Here is a 15,297-nt window from a genome sequence, read left to right as displayed (position 1 = left end):
CAGCCTGCGGCCCGTCGGGTTGCTGATCGCTCCTACGAGTGGTCTGCAGGGTGCTTCGCGGGTGCGACGTAGCGGCCAACCGGCTAAACTCGGCCGGTTTTTCGCCACCCTGGATTGCGCACCATGCAGCACCCCGCCGAACACTCCCCGCTGGGCAAGTCCAGCCAGTACATCGCCGAGTACAGCCCCGAGCTGCTGTTTCCCATCGCTCGTACCACCAAGTGGGCGGAGCTGGGCCTCGATGGCGCCAACCTGCCATACCGGGGCGTGGATTACTGGAACTGCTACGAGCTGTCCTGGCTGCTGCCTTCTGGCAAGCCGGTGGTGGCCATCGGCGAGTTCGCCATCCCGGCCGACTCGCCGAACATCATCGAGTCGAAATCCTTCAAGCTCTATCTCAATTCGCTGAATCAGACGGCTTTCGCCTCCTGGGACGAGGTACGGGCCACGCTGGCGCGGGATCTCTCGGCCGTGGCCGGCAAGCCGGTGGCGGTGCGTCTGCGTTCGTTGGCGGAGGTAGCGGATGAGGGCGTGGCGAGGCTGCCGGGCCAGTGCATCGACGAGCTGGATATCAGCGTCAGCCAGTACGATCATCCGCAGCCGGAACTCTTGCGTTGCGAGGTCGGGCGCGTGGTGGAGGAGAGCCTGCACAGCCATCTGCTCAAGTCCAATTGCCCGGTCACCGGCCAGCCGGACTGGGGCAGCCTGGTGGTGCAGTATCGTGGTGCGGCGTTGGATCACGCCAGCCTGTTGGCCTACCTGGTGAGCTTCCGCCAGCATGCCGACTTTCACGAACAATGCGTGGAGCGCATCTTCCTCGATCTGCAGCGTCTGCTGCAGCCGCAGTCATTGACCGTCTACGCCCGTTACGTGCGCCGCGGCGGGCTGGACATCAACCCGTACCGCAGCACCGAGGCGATCACGCCGGAAAACGCCCGCCTGCCCCGCCAGTAGAGGCATGGCCCTTGAGGCTTGCAGCTTGAAGCTTGCCGCTCAAATTCCCATATTGGCCAGACTTTGCATGATGTTGCGCAGGGTGCCGGCGAGGGTAGGGTGGCTGGCCTCGAAACGTTCCACCGCCAGGTTGACACCGTCGACCAGGGTGGCGTCGGGGGCTGCTGCGGCTTCGCGAGCCAGTTGCACCTCGATCTCCTGGGTCAACAGATACAGCGATGCCCGCTCTTCTTCACTGAGCGGCGTGTCCTGGGCCAGGTGTTGGTGAAGGGCTTCCAATTGCTGCTGCAGATCGTTTGCTGGCATAGAGTGCTCCTTGTCCAATGGGCTTAGGCATTGACCCCAGGCGATGCTGGAAGTTTTCAACCTGCCTTTCAAGGGTAATCCAAGCGCGGTAGCTTTGCCTGATTCGGGTCAAGCCTTCAGGGCTTTTCGCCCTTGCTCCGGCGCATGCCGATATCTTCCAGGCTGGCGCCGATTTCGCCCAGGTGATCCACCACCGAATGCACGCCCAGGCGATAGAGCTGCAGGGTGGCTTCGGCGCGCAGGCGCTCCCGCTCGCTGGCCGTCAGCGCCTGCCAGTCGGCCGGGGCCTGGCCGCACAACGGGCCGCAGACGGCCAGGCCGATGGTCCAACAGCCAGCGTTGAGGCCGGCCTGCAGCAGCAACGGGTGGCTAGCGATGAGGATGCAGCCATCCAGGCGTTCGACACCCAGTTGGCTCAGGGCTTGCCAGCAACTGTCCGGCGCCGGCCAGGGTCTTGAGTGGCGCGTCAGCACGGCTCTGATGGAGGTTGGCAGGTGTTCGGCCAGCAACAGGCTGGCATCACCTGGCAGGGCATCTAGCCAGGCGCAGGGGATGCCGCTTCTATCCAGGCCTTGCAGCAGCTCTTGGCTGCCGGGGGTGAGTTGGGCATAGGTGGCAGCCACTTCGCTAAGGGCCTGCTGCAAGGCCTGCAGTTGCGCACTCGTTGGCGCCTGACCGAGCAGCTCGGCCAGAGCCAGCTCTGGCGTGCTGGTAGGGCTGGGTAGTGTGTGCTCCGGGTAGAGGCGCTGCAGCGCGGTTGGCAGGGTGCGTGCGCCGAAGTCGACCAGGCAGCCGGAAAGCTCGAACAGCAGAGCGGTAGGGGGGGAATGTGGCATGAGAGCATCCGTGACAGGGGCCAGGATCACTCTAGCCCTGCCGGATGACTGAAAGGTGACGGTCAGATGACAGCGAGCAGGGCGCGCAGATGTTCCGGCAGTGCGATGGGGCGGGCGCTTTCATGATCGACCCACACCAACTTGCAGTAGCCTTCGCCATAGAGCGTATGTGGGTCTTCCAGCGTGCTCAGGCGATGCTCGATGACCAGGCTACTGCGCCCCACCGTGCCGGCGCGCAGTTCCACCAGCACGGTAGCCGGGTGCACCACGGGTTTCAGGTAGGTGTGCTGGGTTTGCAGCACCACCGGGCCTTGCGCCGCGCCACTCATGGGGATGCAGACACGCTCGAACCAGGCGACCCGGGCTTCTTCCAGGTACTGCATGTAGAGGATGTTGTTGACGTGCCCATAGCTGTCCATGTCGCCCCAGCGCACGGGAATCGTGGCGGTGTGTAGCAGTGGCTTATCGGTCATCGCCAATCTCCGCTATGCTGCCCAATCTGGGCTTCAGGTTTTATACTGCGCGGCTTTCAGGCCGCTGGTGCGGCTACCTTTTCCTCAAGGAGAGAATCAATGCATGTGAACGGTGCTCGCTGGATGGCGCGCCTGGGCAGCCTGATGCTGCTGGTCGGTGCGCTGCTGCCTGGCATGGGTCAGGCCGCCACGGAAGAAGACCCCTGGGAGGGCTTCAATCGCGCCATGTTCCGCTTCAACGATACCCTCGACACTTACGCGCTCAAGCCCGTGGCGCAGGGGTATCAGGCCGTCACGCCGCAATTCCTCGAGGATGGGGTGCACAATGTCTTCGGCAATATCGGCGATGTCGGCAATCTGGCCAACAACCTTTTGCAGGGTAAATTGCATGACGCCGGCGTCGATACCAGCCGTCTGATCTTCAACACCACTTTCGGCCTGCTGGGTTTCTTCGATGTGGCCAGGCACATGGGCTTGGCCAAGAGCGACGAGGATTTCGGCCAGACCCTCGGCGTCTGGGGCGTCGACAGCGGCCCGTATCTGGTCATTCCCTTCCTCGGCCCGAGCACCGTGCGCGATGCGGGTGGTCGTGTACCGGATAGCTTCCTCACGCCCTATCCCTACATGGATCACGTCCCCACCCGCAACGTGACGCGTGGCGTGGAGGTGATCGATACCCGCGCCAGCCTGCTGAAGGCCGAGCGTCTGATCAGTGGCGACAAGTACACCTTCATCCGCAACGCCTACTTGCAGACGCGCGAGTTCAAGATCAAGGATGGGCAGGTCGAAGACGATTTCTGATTGCTGTGAACATGAAAAAGGCGGCTTCGAGCCGCCTTTTTCGTTGCCAGGCGTTTCAGCTCATCGAGATGATGGCCAGGCCCAGGGATTGCCGGCCGTCACCCAGGTCGCTGACGCGCACCACTTCGGCCTCGGCATCCAGGCCTGCCAGTTCGTTGTGGTCGGATGGGATGTGCACACGCACCTTGCTGCCCATGGTGAGCTGCACTTCGGCCTCGATTTGCATGCCGGTACTCGACAGATCCAGGCACATTGCCGGTGTTTCACCGCCAGCATGGTGCAGCGTAACCGGTGTTTCCAGCCGCATGCGGATGAAGTCGCGCTTCTCGCTGTACGCTCGATCGTTCTGACTCATGGACGCTGCCCTCTGCTTGTGTTTTGTCCTACCGGCCCTTATAACCCCCGCCGATTTACCCTGTAAAGCCACCGAACGACGACCGGCACCGGCTTGAATCGCCCGGCGGATGGGAGTACCGTCTGCCCCTTGAAATTGCCCTGGCACCCCTTTCGCGGCGCTGCGCCTTGGCTGCAATCCTATTGCTCCGGCGCAGTTTGCCTGGATGACCCATGCACAAAACCAGTGCCACTTTGCTGATCATCGACGACGACGATGTCGTGCGTGCAAGCCTCGCGGCCTATCTCGAAGACAGTGGTTTCGAGGTATTGCAGGCCAACAACGGCCTGCAAGGGCTGGAGGTGTTTCAGCAGGCCAAGCCCGATCTGATGATCTGCGACCTGCGCATGCCGCAGGTCGACGGCCTTGAACTCATTCGCCGAATCAACGCCATGGGCGTCGAGGTACCGGTCATCGTGGTGTCCGGTGCTGGCGTGATGAGCGATGCGGTGGAGGCGCTACGCCTCGGTGCCGCCGATTACCTGATCAAGCCCCTGGAAGACCTGGCCGTGCTTGAGCACTCGGTGCGCCGTGCGCTCGACCGCTATCGCTTGCGCCAGGAGAACCAGCGTTACCGCGAAGAGCTGGAAGCGGCCAACCGTGAGCTGCAGGCCAGCCTGCACCTGCTGCAGGAAGACCAGAACGCCGGTCGTCAGGTGCAGATGAACATGCTGCCGGTAACGCCCTGGCAGGTCGACGACCTGAACTTCGCCCACCAGATTATCCCGTCGCTGTACCTGTCCGGTGATTTCGTCGACTACTTCCGCATCGACGAACGGCGTATCGCCTTCTACCTGGCCGATGTGTCCGGGCATGGCGCTTCCTCGGCCTTCGTCACCGTGCTGCTCAAGTTCATGACCACGCGTCTGCTCTACGAGTGGCGCCGCGGCGGCACCTTGCCCGAGTTCAAGCCCTCCGATGTGCTCGGGCACATCAACCGTGGCCTGATCAACTGCAAGCTGGGCAAGCATGTGACCATGCTTGGCGGGGTGATCGACCAGGAGAAGGGCACCCTGACCTACAGCATCGGTGGACATCTGCCGCTGCCGGTGTTGTTCGAGAAGGGCCAGGCGCGCTACCTGGAGGGTCGTGGCTTGCCGGTGGGCCTGTTCGAGGAGGCCGAGTACGGCGATCTGGTGATGGAGCTGCCGGAGGCGTTCAGCCTGACCTTGCTCTCCGACGGCATCCTCGATCTGTTACCGGGTGCTACGCTGAAAGAGAAGGAACTGGCGCTGCCTCAACTGGTTAGCCAGGCTGGCGGTACCTTGAACGGGCTGCGTCAAGTTCTCGGTCTGGCCAATCTGGGCGAGATGCCGGATGATATTGCCTTGCTGGTGTTGAGCAGGAACCTTGCATGAACCCTGGGATGAGCCCCGGTCGTATCCAATTCGCTGAGCAGGATGGCACGTTCGTCCTCAAGTTCGTCGGGGAAGTTCGTCTGACGCTGTGCTCGGCACTGGATGCCACGATTGAAAAGATTTTTACCGCGTTGAATTTTTCGGCCATCGTCATCGACCTGACCGAAACCCGCAGTATCGATAGCACCACCCTTGGCCTGCTGGCCAAGCTGTCCATCCTGTCGCGGCAGAAAGTTGGCCTGCTGCCCACCGTGGTGACCACTCACGACGACATCACCCGGCTGTTGCAGTCCATGGGCTTCGATCAGGTATTCAATATCGTCGAAGGCCCCGCGCCCTGTCCTGAGTGCCTGGACGATCTGCCCTCGCAAGATCAGTCCGAGGAAGTGGTGAAGGCCAAGGTACTGGAGGCGCACCGTATCCTCATGGGCCTGAACGATTCCAACCGCGCCGCCTTCCACGATCTGGTCAACGCGCTGGAGCGGCACTGAGTTTTTCCCGCGTAGGGTGCGCTGTGCGCACCGATTCTCGTACAGCGAGCGATTGGTGCGCACGGCACACCCTACGGAGTTGAAAAGGGGCGTCAGCTTGGCTGACGCCCCCTTTTCGTTCAAGCCTTGGCGGCCAGCAGCGCTTCGAGCTTTTCCTGATCGCGGGCGAACTGGCGGATGCCTTCGGCCAGCTTCTCGGTGGCCATGGCGTCTTCGTTCAACGCCCAGCGGAAGGCACTTTCATCCAGGCTCTGGCGCGGCTCGCCAGTGGCGCCCGGAGCGAGCTGGCGCTCGAGCGCGCCTTCGTCTTCGGCCAGTTGCTGCAACAGCTCGGGGCTGATGGTCAGGCGATCGCAACCGGCCAGCGCCTCGATCTGGCCGATATTGCGGAAGCTCGCACCCATCACCACGGTGTCGTAGCCATTGGCCTTGTAGTAGTCGTAGATGCGCGTGACCGATTTCACGCCCGGATCCTCGCTGCCTGCGAAGTCACGGCCTTCGGCCTTCTTGTACCAGTCGTAGATGCGGCCGACGAACGGCGAGATGAGGAACACCCCGGCATCGGCGCAGGCCTGGGCCTGGGCGAAGGCGAACAGCAGGGTGAGGTTGGTCTGGATGCCGGCTTTCTCCAGTTGCTCGGCAGCGCGGATGCCTTCCCAGGTCGAGGCGATCTTGATCAGCACGCGCTCGCGGCCGATGCCGGCCTTCTCGTACAGGCCGATCAGGCGTTCCGCGCGGTTCAGGGTGGCGGCGGTGTCGAACGACAGGCGCGCATCCACTTCGGTGGAGATACGCCCCGGAATGACCTTGAGGATTTCCTGACCCACGGCCACGGCGAAATGGTCGCAGGCCAGGCCGAGGTCACCTTGGCCGGCGCTCACGGCCTGGCTCAGCAGGTCGGCGTAACGAGGCAGGGCAGCGGCCTTGAGCAGCAGCGAGGGGTTGGTGGTGGCGTCCACCGGTTGCAGGCGGGCGATGGCGTCGAGATCGCCGGTATCGGCGACCACGGTGGTGAATTGCTTGAGTCGTTCCAGCTTGGAGGTCATGACGGAGCCTTGTCGTTGCGGATGCACTGACCATACCCGAGGCGCTGCGCGCGCTCAACGGTCAGCCTGCCGAGGAAGTTCATCGGTGCCGATGGTGCTTTTGGCCTGCTCGTTCGTCTTTGTATAAGACGGCGCATGAAATGCGCCTGGGTCGGTGGAGCCGACCTTCAACGAGCAACCCAGGAGCCCGAACATGTCGACCCAGACCCCGCCTTCTCGTTCAATCGCCAGCGTGCCGGACAACCAGCGCTGTCGGCAATGGCTGCAGGCTGCCGGGCTGCGCTTCAGCATGCCGCGCCTGAAGGTGGTGGAGATGCTGCATGGGGCTGGCGAGCAGGGGCTGCCCAGCCGTGAGCTGCACCGCCGCCTGAGCGAGGCGGGCGAGCCGCTGTCGCTGGTCAGCGTGCGCCAGGTGCTGCGGCGCATGCAGACGCACGGCCTGGTCGAGGCTACCGGGCGTAGCCGCTATCGCCTGAGCGTCGAGGGTCAGTGCCCGCGCAGCAGCTCGGCGGCCTGATCGAACAGGCCCAGTGGATCCTGCACCTTGTTCAGGTCGGTCGACAGCAACTGACGAAAGCGCCGCGCGCCGGGAAAGCCCTGGGCAAGGCCCAGCACATGACGGCTGATATGGTGCAGGTTGCCACCCTCGCGCAGGTGCTGCTCCACGTATGGGCGCATGGCGAGCAGGGCGTCCAGGCGGGTGATGCCGTTGCCTGCCGCGCCGAACAGGCGCTGATCCACCTGCGCCAGCAGGTAGGGGTTGTGGTAGGCCTCGCGGCCGAGCATCACGCCATCGAAGGTCTGCAGGTGCTGCTCGCATTCCTCCAGGGTCTTGATGCCGCCGTTGAGGATGATCTCCAGGTCGGGGAAGTCCTGCTTGAGCTGTGCCGCCACGTCGTAGCGCAGCGGCGGAATCTCGCGGTTTTCCTTGGGCGACAGCCCTTCGAGGATGGCGATGCGCGCATGCACGGTGAAGCTGCGGCAGCCGGCCTCGCGCACCTGGCCGACGAAGTCGCACAGCTCGGTATAGCTGTCGCGGCCATTGATACCGATGCGGTGCTTGACCGTCACCGGGATGCTCACGGCGTCCTGCATGGCCTTCACGCAGTCGGCCACCAGCGCCGGATGGCCCATCAGGCAGGCACCGATCATGTTGTTCTGCACCCGGTCACTGGGGCAGCCGACGTTCAGATTGACCTCGTCGTAACCCTGTTCCTCGGCCATCTTCGCGCAGGTTGACAGGCCCTGCGGGTTGCTGCCGCCCAGTTGCAGCGCCAGCGGGTGTTCGCACTCGTTGTAACGCAGGAAGCGCTCACGGTCGCCATGGATCAGCGCGCCGGTGGTGACCATCTCGGTGTAGAGCAGGGCATGGCGTGACAACTGGCGCAGGAAGTAGCGGCAGTGGCGATCCGTCCAGTCCATCATCGGCGCCACGGAGAAGCGGCGGGACAGGATAGGGCCTGTAGTTGCTGGGTTTGAAGCTGATTCTTGAGGCATTTGTTTAGGTCGGTTAGAGGCCAAAAAGGCTTGTTTTTGCCCGTTTTTGCGCATGTGGTGCTAAAATTTAGCACTGTTAAATGCATTTTTAGCACTGATGGTGAACGATGTGGGAACGATCACTCGGCGCGTGAACAAAAGCGGGCAGACCAAGTACACGGTTCAGATTCGGCTGCGCCGTAAGGGTGTCATAGTCTACCAAGAAAGCCAGTCCTTCGACCGTAAGCCGGTTGCTCGCGCCTGGATGATGAGGAGGGAGGCTGAGCTGGCGTTGCCCGGAGCTCTTGAGAAGGCTTCGCGGGAGGATGTGCCGCTCAAGAAAATCATTGAGCGCTATCTTGATGAATACGAGCTGATGCGTCCGCTCGGAAAAACCAAGCGAGCTACGTTGAAAGCGATCAGCGAAACCTGGCTAGGTGAAATTGCTGATGTCGATCTGACGAGCCAGAAATTGGTCGAGTACGCGCAATGGCGGATGAGCCAGGAGGGAGGTGGTGTTCAGGCTCAGACGGTTGGAAACGATCTCGCACATCTTGGCGCTGTCCTGTCAGTCGCTAAGCCTGCCTGGGGATATGAGGTCGACGCGAGCGCCATGGCTGATGCGCGCAAGGTGCTGCGTAAACTGGGCATGGTGTCTCGAAGTCGAGAGCGTGATCGGCGACCTAGCAAGGATGAATTGGACAAATTGCTCACCTACTTTTTTGATCTCCAGGCGCGTAGGCCAAGCGCTATTCACATGCCTAAGGTCATAGCTTTCGCGATTTTCTCTACACGCAGGCAGGAAGAGATCACTCGGATTCGCTGGGAGGATCTGGATGAGCGGCGGCAGGCGGTGCTTGTTCGAGATATGAAAAATCCCGGACAAAAGATTGGTAATGATGTCTGGTGCCATCTGCCGGATGAGGCCTGGCGGATTGTGCAGAGCATGCCTAAGTCTTGCCGAGAGATATTCCCTTACTATTCTGACTCAATTTCTGCGGCGTTCACTCGTGCTGGTAAGTTTTTGGCTATCACGGATTTGCATTTCCACGATCTGCGCCATGACGGCATTAGCCGGCTATTCGAGATGGAGTGGGATATACCGAGGGTTGCGAGCGTATCAGGTCATCGCGACTGGAACTCTTTGCGTCGTTATACGCATCTGAATGGGCGAGGAGATCCTTACAAGGATTGGTCTTGGTTGGAGAAGATAATCAGGGCCCCTGTGGCGCTCGGGGCACGTGTAGAGCCTGAGTCCGCAGAAAATAGAAGGGGTGTGCTTCAGGCCAGGCGCCGTCGATCCATCAACTGATCCTGCTCTCTGATTGCGGCCTCGCGCTGTCTATCGATGTAGGCAGCGAGATCTTCCAAATGCACGCCGAGGTTGGCTTTCTGCGAGTTAGCTCCCAGTCGCATCACGGGAAGGTCTATTTCTCCCATCAAGCGCTTGCGTTTGAACTTGTCCACTGAAAGGCCGAGGAAATCTCGGCACACCCATTCGATAGGAATTACGGCTTGTCCGTCATACTGAGCCATCAGCAAAAACAGTGTCTTCATTGCTCCATGCCATAGCGCCATTTCAATTGAAGTCAGCCTATTGGCGTTTGGTCTGATGGCAAACAAGCTAAGTCGTAGATGGGCGGGGGGGAGCGGGTGACGCCTTGGACGGCGTCGGCGCCGTTAGTGAAACGGCGCCGACGGTTCTGTAAATCGTTATTGCAGCCAGCTTTCGACGACGTCAGCGCCGAACTCTTCTTTCCAAGCTTTCAAGACTTTGTGGTTGCCGCCTTTGGTTTCAACAACTTCGCCGGTCTTGGGATTCTTGTAGCGCTTTACTTGGCGAGGGCGGCGTGCTCCAGAGTCCTGTTTGCTGAGCTTGCCGGCTTTGGTTTGAGGATCGAGGATAGCGATGATTTCGCGCAGGTCTTTGTCATACTTCGACATCAGGGCGCGGAGCTTTTCCTCGAACTCCATCTCTTTTTTCAGTCCATCATCTTTCTTGAGAGCGTCCAGTTCTGCCAGTTGAGCGGCCAGTTGCTGTTCAAGGGCACGGAATTCGGCAAGTTTCGACATGCTGTAATTTTTCCTTTATGAGTGGTAGGTTGGATTCCCGACTATAGCTTCAATAACTATGCGGGGGAATGCTACTCGGCAGTTGCCGTCTGGATATTAGGAAAGCTGTTTACACATTTCGCCAATCACGATGCTGACGATAGTTCTCAGGCAACGCGTTTCACCTGCAAGAGTTGCTTGAAGATTTGGCTTTTTCTGCGCCAGTTCCTGATTGTCGCGGACGACTTGTTCAAGCAACTGATTTGCAGTGGCCTGGATCCCCGATGTCATTTTGTCGATTGATGCCAGTGCTGCGCTGGCTTTTATACCCATGGCCTCGGCAGCGGCAACGAGATTTTTGCGATTGAGGTGCGTAATCCGATCCTCTTCTCCTACTGGCCAGGCCATTCTGACCTGTTCTGGCCAGCCATTCTGGTCAAACGCACGAGTGGTATACACCGCGGTACTCAGCAAGTCGTAAAAGGGGGAAAGGTTTACTCCCTTGGCCGTGACCAAGAAACTGAGGTTTTTCAGGTGGGCGTCGCCGTTGCCCACCAAGATGTTGAACACTAGCCAGCGGAATAGCTCGAGGCGAGCTTTTGCCGGGATGTTGCACATCTTGCTGATATCCAGCAGGCGTTGCACGCTGCCTTGATCGTACTTGTAGGCTCGGTCGAGTCCAAGCAATTGGCAGGCATCAATGCAATGCAGCCGCTCCCAGCCTTTTGGTGTTTGCCGCCTATCGAAACGGGAGATGAGGTAGACCGGTTGTGGAACATACCTGCGAGTGACTTCTGGAACTTGAAGGCCCATTCTTTTTGCCAGAGTCATGACAAACCACTCGTTAATTACCGAATGTGCGTAGGTCAAGTCTGGGTGGTCAGGCTTGAGGATATGGGTCGATGGCATGTTGCCGGTGGGCTCTAGCAGTTGCTCTCCATCTAAGATGATGGCCATCTTGTGCTGAGCGCCTGCCAGCGACATACGCTTGGCAGCTTGCTCAGCTAGAGGTACGCGGGGCATATCGCTAATGCGCTGCGACAGTACTTCATCAGGTAATGCCCGAAGTTCACCAGGTGTAGGTTGCTGATCTGGTGGAAGGAGGGTGATAGAGCCGGCCGACTCAGCTCCGAATTGGGTAAGCAAGCCAAAGGCATCGGCTACTGATGTATGCGCGGCTCGAGCGATCAACTGTCGCTGGCCTTCCTCGGGCAGCAGGTTGTCGAAGTACCACTGTACTGGACGCACCGAGGCGCCATCCATGTGCGGTTCATTCTGCAGGGGCAGGTTAGGGCAAAGAGGGTAGGCACCCGGTTGGCGTAGCCATTGCTGGGTGTAGGCGAAGCTCCAAAGCCCGTTCTGTTCGGATAAGGTGCCGATCAGTGTGTGGTTGATCCAGACGTTTAATTGGCGATCCATTGCAGTTTTCTATCTCTGGGCAGATTGCTGTTGTTCAGCTTTTTCGAGAAGCCTTTCCAGATTCTGTTGAGTTTGTTCCGCGACTTCATCCGGGACATCAACGTAGACTTGAAGTCCCAGCTCCCGCAGGACCTGGAAAAGCTTTCCCCAATGAACAGACTCGCCGCCACGCTCCACTTTGCCGAGGAAGTTCTCGGACACGCCTATGCTGCCCGCGGCATCGTCCTGGCGCATGTCCATGGCCTTGCGGCTTGAGCGAATCACCATGCCAATTTTCTCGGGTGTGTCGATCTGAAACTGCATGCCTAAATCCTCATGATCGAGCGGATTATGCTGTCGTAATTCTATTCTAGCCATAAATCCGCATGGTCGTGAGGATTAATGGTGGTGGACCATAGATAGCATCGGAAACATCACGATCTTGAGGATTTTTATCAATTCAGTCTGGCGCATGAAGAAATCCACTTTCCGCGTTTAGCGTGGATCGGTGGTTTGTGGCGCAGCGGGTAGTGCAGGCTTGTTAGTTCTTTTGAATACCCGATCCCTCGCCATGAAAGCTTCCAGCATCTGCGGGATGAGCCTCAGGGCATCGATCTCTTCACCATAGGTTTGCGAGTGAAGCGCCGCATAGCGCTCGAGGTCGGCCTTCAGGCTGGCGGGGCAGGTGAAGGTCAGCTTTATGTTTTCGGTTTTCGGCAGTGGGCCGAGACGCAGCTTGGTCGTGCTCATTGCAGGTTCCTCTGTTGAGTGTAGAAAGGCTGATAGGGACGCAGCACCAGGTCGCGGTTGACGATTACGCGCAGGGGCAGGCCAGGGCGCTGGGTCAACGTGGGCTGGATATCGAGGTTGCGGCGGGTGACCTCCTGGCCGACCTGGTTCACCGTGTCCTGCAGGCTGTCGCGGCCGGCGATGATGACGCGGTCGCCGTCGGTGCGGCTGGCCGGTGCCGCCAGCTCGGCACCGATGCCCAGCAGGCTAGTCATGGCCGCGCCGGCGACAATGCGATCCCAATGCCAGTCGACGCTATCCTTGAGGCCGGCATAGCCGGCGGCGTCGGTACCCACCAGGTTGTCGAGCTGGAAGGACGAGGTGTCCGGCAAGATCACCCGCTGCCACACCACCTGCACGCGGCTCTGCCCGTAGCTCACTTGGCTGTTGTAGCGACCCAGCAGGCGCGCACCTTGCGGAATCAGCACATGCTGGCCGGTGGAGCTGTCGTAGACCGGTTCGGTCACCGTGGCGATCACGTCGCCGGGTAGATCCGACTTGATACCGGTGACAAGCGCCGCCGCGATGATGGTGCCGGCCATCACCTGGTAGGGCGACTCAGGCATCTGCAGCAATCCGGAATTACGGATTTGTGCATTTACGGATTTACTGAGAAACGCCTCGTTCCGTTCCTGCTGGGTTGGTGTTCCTGCGGCGGCTACTGCGCCTGACGAAGCCATACCCAGAGCCGGGGAATCGAGTTGAGCGCGACCACCAGATGCGATATTCGAATTCCGCGCGCTGCTGGTCTGGAAAAACACCGAGGACAGCGCCGCCTCCTCGGCTTCCTTGAGCAGAGCCAGGCGCTCAGCTTCGGCGGCATCTGGCCCATATCCATAACCTTGCGCCTGCTGCTCCGCCCTGAGGATTGGCCCGCCCAGATCGCCGGGCAGCGGCGGCCCCAGTTGCGGTATCTCGGGAGCCGGTGGAGGCGGTAACTGCGAGTAATCTGCCGGCAACTGCTCCAGTCCCTCGGAGCGCGCCACGCGGTCGACGTTGTATAGCTCGTTCGGCTCGGCGCCCTGTCGGCGCTGCTGCGGCTGCAGCGACCACAGCATGGCTCCGAGTACCGCAGCCGATAGGCCGCCGACTACTACCGCCAGCATGCGCGGATTGAGTCGGGTGACCGGACGCGGCTTGGCGCGCAGCTCCAGCGACTCCGGCGCCTCCTTGGGCGATAGCGAGGTTGCTGCGGCTTGGTTGTCGTTCTTGGCCGTCATGCTCATGGCCTCCGTGCCACGCCGTCGGTGCGCTCGATCCGCACCACGTCACCCTTGTCGGCGCCAAGGCGCAGCTCGGCCGCGCCGAACAGGCGGTCGACGATGTAGTAGGGCGAGCGGAAGCGATAGTTGACCAGCTGTCCGTCACCTTCGGGGCCAATTACGAACAGCGGTGGCAGCTCGCCTTGGGCGATACCGGCGGGGAACTGGATATACACCTTTTGGCCGTCGTCGAAGGCACGCAGCGGCTTCCAGGGTGGATTGCTGCCGCTGATCGCATAGCGAAAGCGCAACTGCTCCAAGACCAAGCCTGCGTCCACTGGCGCCGCGGCCTGAGCGGCACTGGCACGGCGTTGCAGGGCGAGCATGCGATCCTTCGGATAGTTCCAGGACACCGACGCCATCCAGGCGTGCTCGGTGGAACTCAGCTCGATCAGGTAGGTGCGGCGCGTGGTGGTGATCACCAGGTTGGTCTTGAGATCGACCCGCGTCGGTTTGATCAGCACGCTGGTGCGCAACTCATTGCCGCTACCACTGGTGGTGTCGCCGACGATCCAGCGCACGGTGTCGCCAGCGGCAACAGTGATCAACTCTTCGCCGGGCTGCAGGTTGATCGCTGTTACCCGACCCGGACTGGCATACACCTGGTACAGCGCGCCATCAGAGTAGGGCCAGACCTGGATGGCATTGATATAGCCCTCGCGGCTCGGTGCCACCCGAGCCTCGCGATTGGCGCGCGAGACCCGCACGCGCTCGTCGGCCGGCTCCTTGGCCGGCTTGCTGCGCTGAGCTTCCGGCAGTGGCTTGAGCTGGGCGGGTAGGGCCAGTGGCTTGGGTACTTCCACTACCTCGATGGGCTTGGGCGGCTCCGGCAGACGCTGCGCCTCGACCGGTTCATCCAGCGCGATCACTGGCGGCTGCTGGCTGGCACAGCCGGCCAGCACGCTCAGCAGCAGAGGGCAGATGTAAATGCTCTGGGTAGTTCTCATGGCTTCTTGGCTCCTTCCGTAGTGTCCAGCTCACGGCTCCAGGACAGGCCGTTGACGTAAATACCTAGCGGGTTGCGGCGCAGTTTTTCCTCGGTGCGCGGAGGCTGCAGTACCAGCGAGATGACCGCTGTCCAGCGCTCCAGGCCGGCTGCCGTACCATTCACGAAACGGCGTTCGATCCAGCGCACCTGGAACGAGCTGTCGCTGGCACGCACCACGCTGGTGACCTCGACCGATACCGACTCCTTGCCGACCCGGGTGAAGGGATCGTTGGCACGGGCATAGTCGTTGAGGGTGGCTGCGCCTCGGTCGGTGGTGGAGTGATAGGCCTCCAGCCAGTTCTGCCGCACCACCACCGGATCGATCGACAGCGAGCGCACCTGCTCGATAAAGCGCGCCAGGTGATGGGCGATTTGCGCATCCTGGGGCTGGTAGGGACTGGCGGCTTCGCCGACGGCGCGCACCTGGCCGAGGTTGTCGACCTCCACCACGTAGGGCGTCACCGTCGACTGCGCCGAACGCCAGACCAGTCCGCCAGCCATCAGCAGCGCCAGGCCCAGGCAACCGAAGGCCATCAGCCGCCAGTTGCGTGCCTGCGCCAGGCTGCTGCCTATGCGCAGGTCCCAGGCCTGTGCCGCTGCCTGGTAAGGGGTGACAGGTTGAGGGGTGTCGCTGTAGCGCCCCCGTGGACGTCTGAATCGCATCTTCGTCCTC

At 61.0% G+C, this 15,297-nt stretch carries 20 protein-coding genes; 6 read left to right on the top strand and 14 right to left on the bottom strand.

The annotated features are described in order from the left end of the window. Positions 1 to 123: 123 nt before the first annotated feature. Positions 124 to 954 carry an NADPH-dependent 7-cyano-7-deazaguanine reductase QueF gene (gene queF / locus PVE35_RS16335; RefSeq protein ID WP_277372389.1) on the top strand — a complete coding sequence of 277 codons (831 nt, stop codon included), beginning with the start codon at positions 124 to 126 and terminating at the stop codon, positions 952 to 954. A 39-nt stretch (positions 955 to 993) separates the two neighbouring features. Here the strand turns inward: queF and PVE35_RS16330 are convergent, their stop codons facing one another. The 3 genes from PVE35_RS16330 to PVE35_RS16320 form a co-directional block, all read right to left on the bottom strand. Next, positions 994 to 1,260, bottom strand: a complete 267-nt coding sequence (locus tag PVE35_RS16330; protein ID WP_106736019.1) for a DUF4404 family protein — start codon at positions 1,258 to 1,260, stop codon at positions 994 to 996. Between the two features lie 116 nt (positions 1,261 to 1,376). After that, positions 1,377 to 2,096, bottom strand: coding sequence for an HAD family phosphatase (locus tag PVE35_RS16325; protein WP_277372388.1), 720 nt, complete (start codon positions 2,094 to 2,096; stop codon positions 1,377 to 1,379). A gap of 62 nt (positions 2,097 to 2,158) precedes the next feature. Next, on the bottom strand, positions 2,159 to 2,569 hold the full coding sequence (locus PVE35_RS16320; RefSeq protein WP_268178150.1) for a thioesterase family protein: 411 nt from the start codon (positions 2,567 to 2,569) through the stop codon (positions 2,159 to 2,161). 144 nt (positions 2,570 to 2,713) lie between these two features. Here PVE35_RS16320 and PVE35_RS16315 point away from each other — a divergent pair, with 144 nt between their 5' ends. After that, the gene (locus tag PVE35_RS16315; RefSeq protein WP_268184341.1) at positions 2,714 to 3,370 is read left to right on the top strand and encodes a VacJ family lipoprotein; all 657 of its coding nucleotides are present in this window, start codon (positions 2,714 to 2,716) and stop codon (positions 3,368 to 3,370) included. A 55-nt stretch (positions 3,371 to 3,425) separates the two neighbouring features. On the opposite strand, the gene PVE35_RS16310 is transcribed toward PVE35_RS16315, so the two are convergent. Beyond that, positions 3,426 to 3,725 (bottom strand): PilZ domain-containing protein, encoded by a 300-nt coding sequence (locus PVE35_RS16310; protein ID WP_268178149.1) that lies wholly within the window; start codon positions 3,723 to 3,725, stop codon positions 3,426 to 3,428. A gap of 212 nt (positions 3,726 to 3,937) precedes the next feature. On the opposite strand from PVE35_RS16310, the gene rssB reads away from it, so the two are divergent. Beyond that, the gene (gene rssB / locus PVE35_RS16305; protein ID WP_268178148.1) at positions 3,938 to 5,122 is read left to right on the top strand and encodes a two-component system response regulator RssB; all 1,185 of its coding nucleotides are present in this window, start codon (positions 3,938 to 3,940) and stop codon (positions 5,120 to 5,122) included. Positions 5,123 to 5,130: 8 nt separating this feature from the next. Continuing rightward, positions 5,131 to 5,613 (top strand): anti-sigma factor antagonist RssC, encoded by a 483-nt coding sequence (gene rssC, locus PVE35_RS16300; RefSeq protein WP_268184339.1) that lies wholly within the window; start codon positions 5,131 to 5,133, stop codon positions 5,611 to 5,613. A 119-nt stretch (positions 5,614 to 5,732) separates the two neighbouring features. Here the strand turns inward: rssC and tal are convergent, their stop codons facing one another. After that, positions 5,733 to 6,659, bottom strand: coding sequence for a transaldolase (tal, locus tag PVE35_RS16295; protein ID WP_277372387.1), 927 nt, complete (start codon positions 6,657 to 6,659; stop codon positions 5,733 to 5,735). Positions 6,660 to 6,852: 193 nt separating this feature from the next. On the opposite strand from tal, the gene PVE35_RS16290 reads away from it, so the two are divergent. After that, positions 6,853 to 7,176 carry a transcriptional repressor gene (locus tag PVE35_RS16290; RefSeq protein ID WP_268178146.1) on the top strand — a complete coding sequence of 108 codons (324 nt, stop codon included), beginning with the start codon at positions 6,853 to 6,855 and terminating at the stop codon, positions 7,174 to 7,176. Here the strand turns inward: PVE35_RS16290 and dusA are convergent. Then, positions 7,146 to 8,156: a tRNA dihydrouridine(20/20a) synthase DusA gene (gene dusA / locus PVE35_RS16285; protein WP_277372386.1), complete on the bottom strand. Its 1,011-nt coding sequence runs from the start codon at positions 8,154 to 8,156 to the stop codon at positions 7,146 to 7,148. The two genes, PVE35_RS16290 and dusA, sit on opposite strands and share 31 nt — an antisense overlap. Before the next feature lie 109 nt (positions 8,157 to 8,265). Here dusA and PVE35_RS16280 point away from each other — a divergent pair, with 109 nt between their 5' ends. Continuing rightward, a complete protein-coding gene (locus tag PVE35_RS16280; protein ID WP_239077279.1) occupies positions 8,266 to 9,447 on the top strand; it encodes a tyrosine-type recombinase/integrase in 1,182 nt (393 codons plus the stop codon). On the opposite strand, the gene PVE35_RS16275 is transcribed toward PVE35_RS16280, so the two are convergent. The 8 genes from PVE35_RS16275 to trbF form a co-directional block, all read right to left on the bottom strand. Further along, positions 9,417 to 9,692, bottom strand: a complete 276-nt coding sequence (locus PVE35_RS16275; RefSeq protein ID WP_074915953.1) for a pyocin activator PrtN family protein — start codon at positions 9,690 to 9,692, stop codon at positions 9,417 to 9,419. The genes PVE35_RS16280 and PVE35_RS16275 overlap by 31 nt on opposite strands. Positions 9,693 to 9,848: 156 nt before the next feature. Continuing rightward, a complete protein-coding gene (locus PVE35_RS16270; protein WP_074915951.1) occupies positions 9,849 to 10,208 on the bottom strand; it encodes a histone-like nucleoid-structuring protein, MvaT/MvaU family in 360 nt (119 codons plus the stop codon). A 96-nt stretch (positions 10,209 to 10,304) separates the two neighbouring features. Then, positions 10,305 to 11,606, bottom strand: coding sequence for a HipA domain-containing protein (locus tag PVE35_RS16265; RefSeq protein ID WP_074915948.1), 1,302 nt, complete (start codon positions 11,604 to 11,606; stop codon positions 10,305 to 10,307). A gap of 9 nt (positions 11,607 to 11,615) precedes the next feature. Beyond that, a complete protein-coding gene (locus tag PVE35_RS16260) occupies positions 11,616 to 11,909 on the bottom strand; it encodes a helix-turn-helix domain-containing protein (RefSeq protein ID WP_083431604.1) in 294 nt (97 codons plus the stop codon). Positions 11,910 to 12,080: 171 nt separating this feature from the next. Further along, positions 12,081 to 12,335 (bottom strand): DUF2274 domain-containing protein, encoded by a 255-nt coding sequence (locus PVE35_RS16255; protein WP_074915944.1) that lies wholly within the window; start codon positions 12,333 to 12,335, stop codon positions 12,081 to 12,083. Further along, positions 12,332 to 13,594: a TrbI/VirB10 family protein gene (locus PVE35_RS16250; protein ID WP_277372385.1), complete on the bottom strand. Its 1,263-nt coding sequence runs from the start codon at positions 13,592 to 13,594 to the stop codon at positions 12,332 to 12,334. The genes PVE35_RS16255 and PVE35_RS16250 overlap by 4 nt, the downstream gene beginning before the upstream one ends. Positions 13,595 to 13,596: 2 nt before the next feature. Further along, a complete protein-coding gene (gene trbG / locus PVE35_RS16245; RefSeq protein WP_277372384.1) occupies positions 13,597 to 14,583 on the bottom strand; it encodes a P-type conjugative transfer protein TrbG in 987 nt (328 codons plus the stop codon). Continuing rightward, positions 14,580 to 15,287, bottom strand: a complete 708-nt coding sequence (gene trbF, locus PVE35_RS16240; RefSeq protein WP_277372383.1) for a conjugal transfer protein TrbF — start codon at positions 15,285 to 15,287, stop codon at positions 14,580 to 14,582. The genes trbG and trbF overlap by 4 nt, the downstream gene beginning before the upstream one ends. Between the last annotated feature and the right edge of the window lie 10 nt (positions 15,288 to 15,297).

This window comes from Pseudomonas sp. AA-38 (assembly GCF_029457475.1).
In the GTDB taxonomy this organism is placed as follows: Bacteria; Pseudomonadota; Gammaproteobacteria; order Pseudomonadales; family Pseudomonadaceae; genus Aquipseudomonas.
Note: the sequence above shows the minus strand (reverse complement) of the source record. Positions and strands in the feature narration are given on the sequence as shown.

What these genes read in the sequence shown, in the direction of transcription:
- queF (WP_277372389.1), top strand. Translation starts at nt 124, where the DNA reads ATGCAGCACCCCGCCGAACACTCCCCGCTGGGCAAGTCCAGCCAGTAC.
- PVE35_RS16330 (WP_106736019.1), bottom strand. Translation starts at nt 1,260, where the DNA reads ATGCCAGCAAACGATCTGCAGCAGCAATTGGAAGCCCTTCACCAACAC.
- PVE35_RS16325 (WP_277372388.1), bottom strand. Translation starts at nt 2,096, where the DNA reads ATGCCACATTCCCCCCCTACCGCTCTGCTGTTCGAGCTTTCCGGCTGC.
- PVE35_RS16320 (WP_268178150.1), bottom strand. Translation starts at nt 2,569, where the DNA reads ATGACCGATAAGCCACTGCTACACACCGCCACGATTCCCGTGCGCTGG.
- PVE35_RS16315 (WP_268184341.1), top strand. Translation starts at nt 2,714, where the DNA reads ATGCTGCTGGTCGGTGCGCTGCTGCCTGGCATGGGTCAGGCCGCCACG.
- PVE35_RS16310 (WP_268178149.1), bottom strand. Translation starts at nt 3,725, where the DNA reads ATGAGTCAGAACGATCGAGCGTACAGCGAGAAGCGCGACTTCATCCGC.
- rssB (WP_268178148.1), top strand. Translation starts at nt 3,938, where the DNA reads ATGCACAAAACCAGTGCCACTTTGCTGATCATCGACGACGACGATGTC.
- rssC (WP_268184339.1), top strand. Translation starts at nt 5,131, where the DNA reads ATGAGCCCCGGTCGTATCCAATTCGCTGAGCAGGATGGCACGTTCGTC.
- tal (WP_277372387.1), bottom strand. Translation starts at nt 6,659, where the DNA reads ATGACCTCCAAGCTGGAACGACTCAAGCAATTCACCACCGTGGTCGCC.
- PVE35_RS16290 (WP_268178146.1), top strand. Translation starts at nt 6,853, where the DNA reads ATGTCGACCCAGACCCCGCCTTCTCGTTCAATCGCCAGCGTGCCGGAC.
- dusA (WP_277372386.1), bottom strand. Translation starts at nt 8,156, where the DNA reads ATGCCTCAAGAATCAGCTTCAAACCCAGCAACTACAGGCCCTATCCTG.
- PVE35_RS16275 (WP_074915953.1), bottom strand. Translation starts at nt 9,692, where the DNA reads ATGAAGACACTGTTTTTGCTGATGGCTCAGTATGACGGACAAGCCGTA.
- PVE35_RS16270 (WP_074915951.1), bottom strand. Translation starts at nt 10,208, where the DNA reads ATGTCGAAACTTGCCGAATTCCGTGCCCTTGAACAGCAACTGGCCGCT.
- PVE35_RS16265 (WP_074915948.1), bottom strand. Translation starts at nt 11,606, where the DNA reads ATGGATCGCCAATTAAACGTCTGGATCAACCACACACTGATCGGCACC.
- PVE35_RS16260 (WP_083431604.1), bottom strand. Translation starts at nt 11,909, where the DNA reads ATGCAGTTTCAGATCGACACACCCGAGAAAATTGGCATGGTGATTCGC.
- PVE35_RS16255 (WP_074915944.1), bottom strand. Translation starts at nt 12,335, where the DNA reads ATGAGCACGACCAAGCTGCGTCTCGGCCCACTGCCGAAAACCGAAAAC.
- PVE35_RS16250 (WP_277372385.1), bottom strand. Translation starts at nt 13,594, where the DNA reads ATGACGGCCAAGAACGACAACCAAGCCGCAGCAACCTCGCTATCGCCC.
- trbG (WP_277372384.1), bottom strand. Translation starts at nt 14,583, where the DNA reads ATGAGAACTACCCAGAGCATTTACATCTGCCCTCTGCTGCTGAGCGTG.
- trbF (WP_277372383.1), bottom strand. Translation starts at nt 15,287, where the DNA reads ATGCGATTCAGACGTCCACGGGGGCGCTACAGCGACACCCCTCAACCT.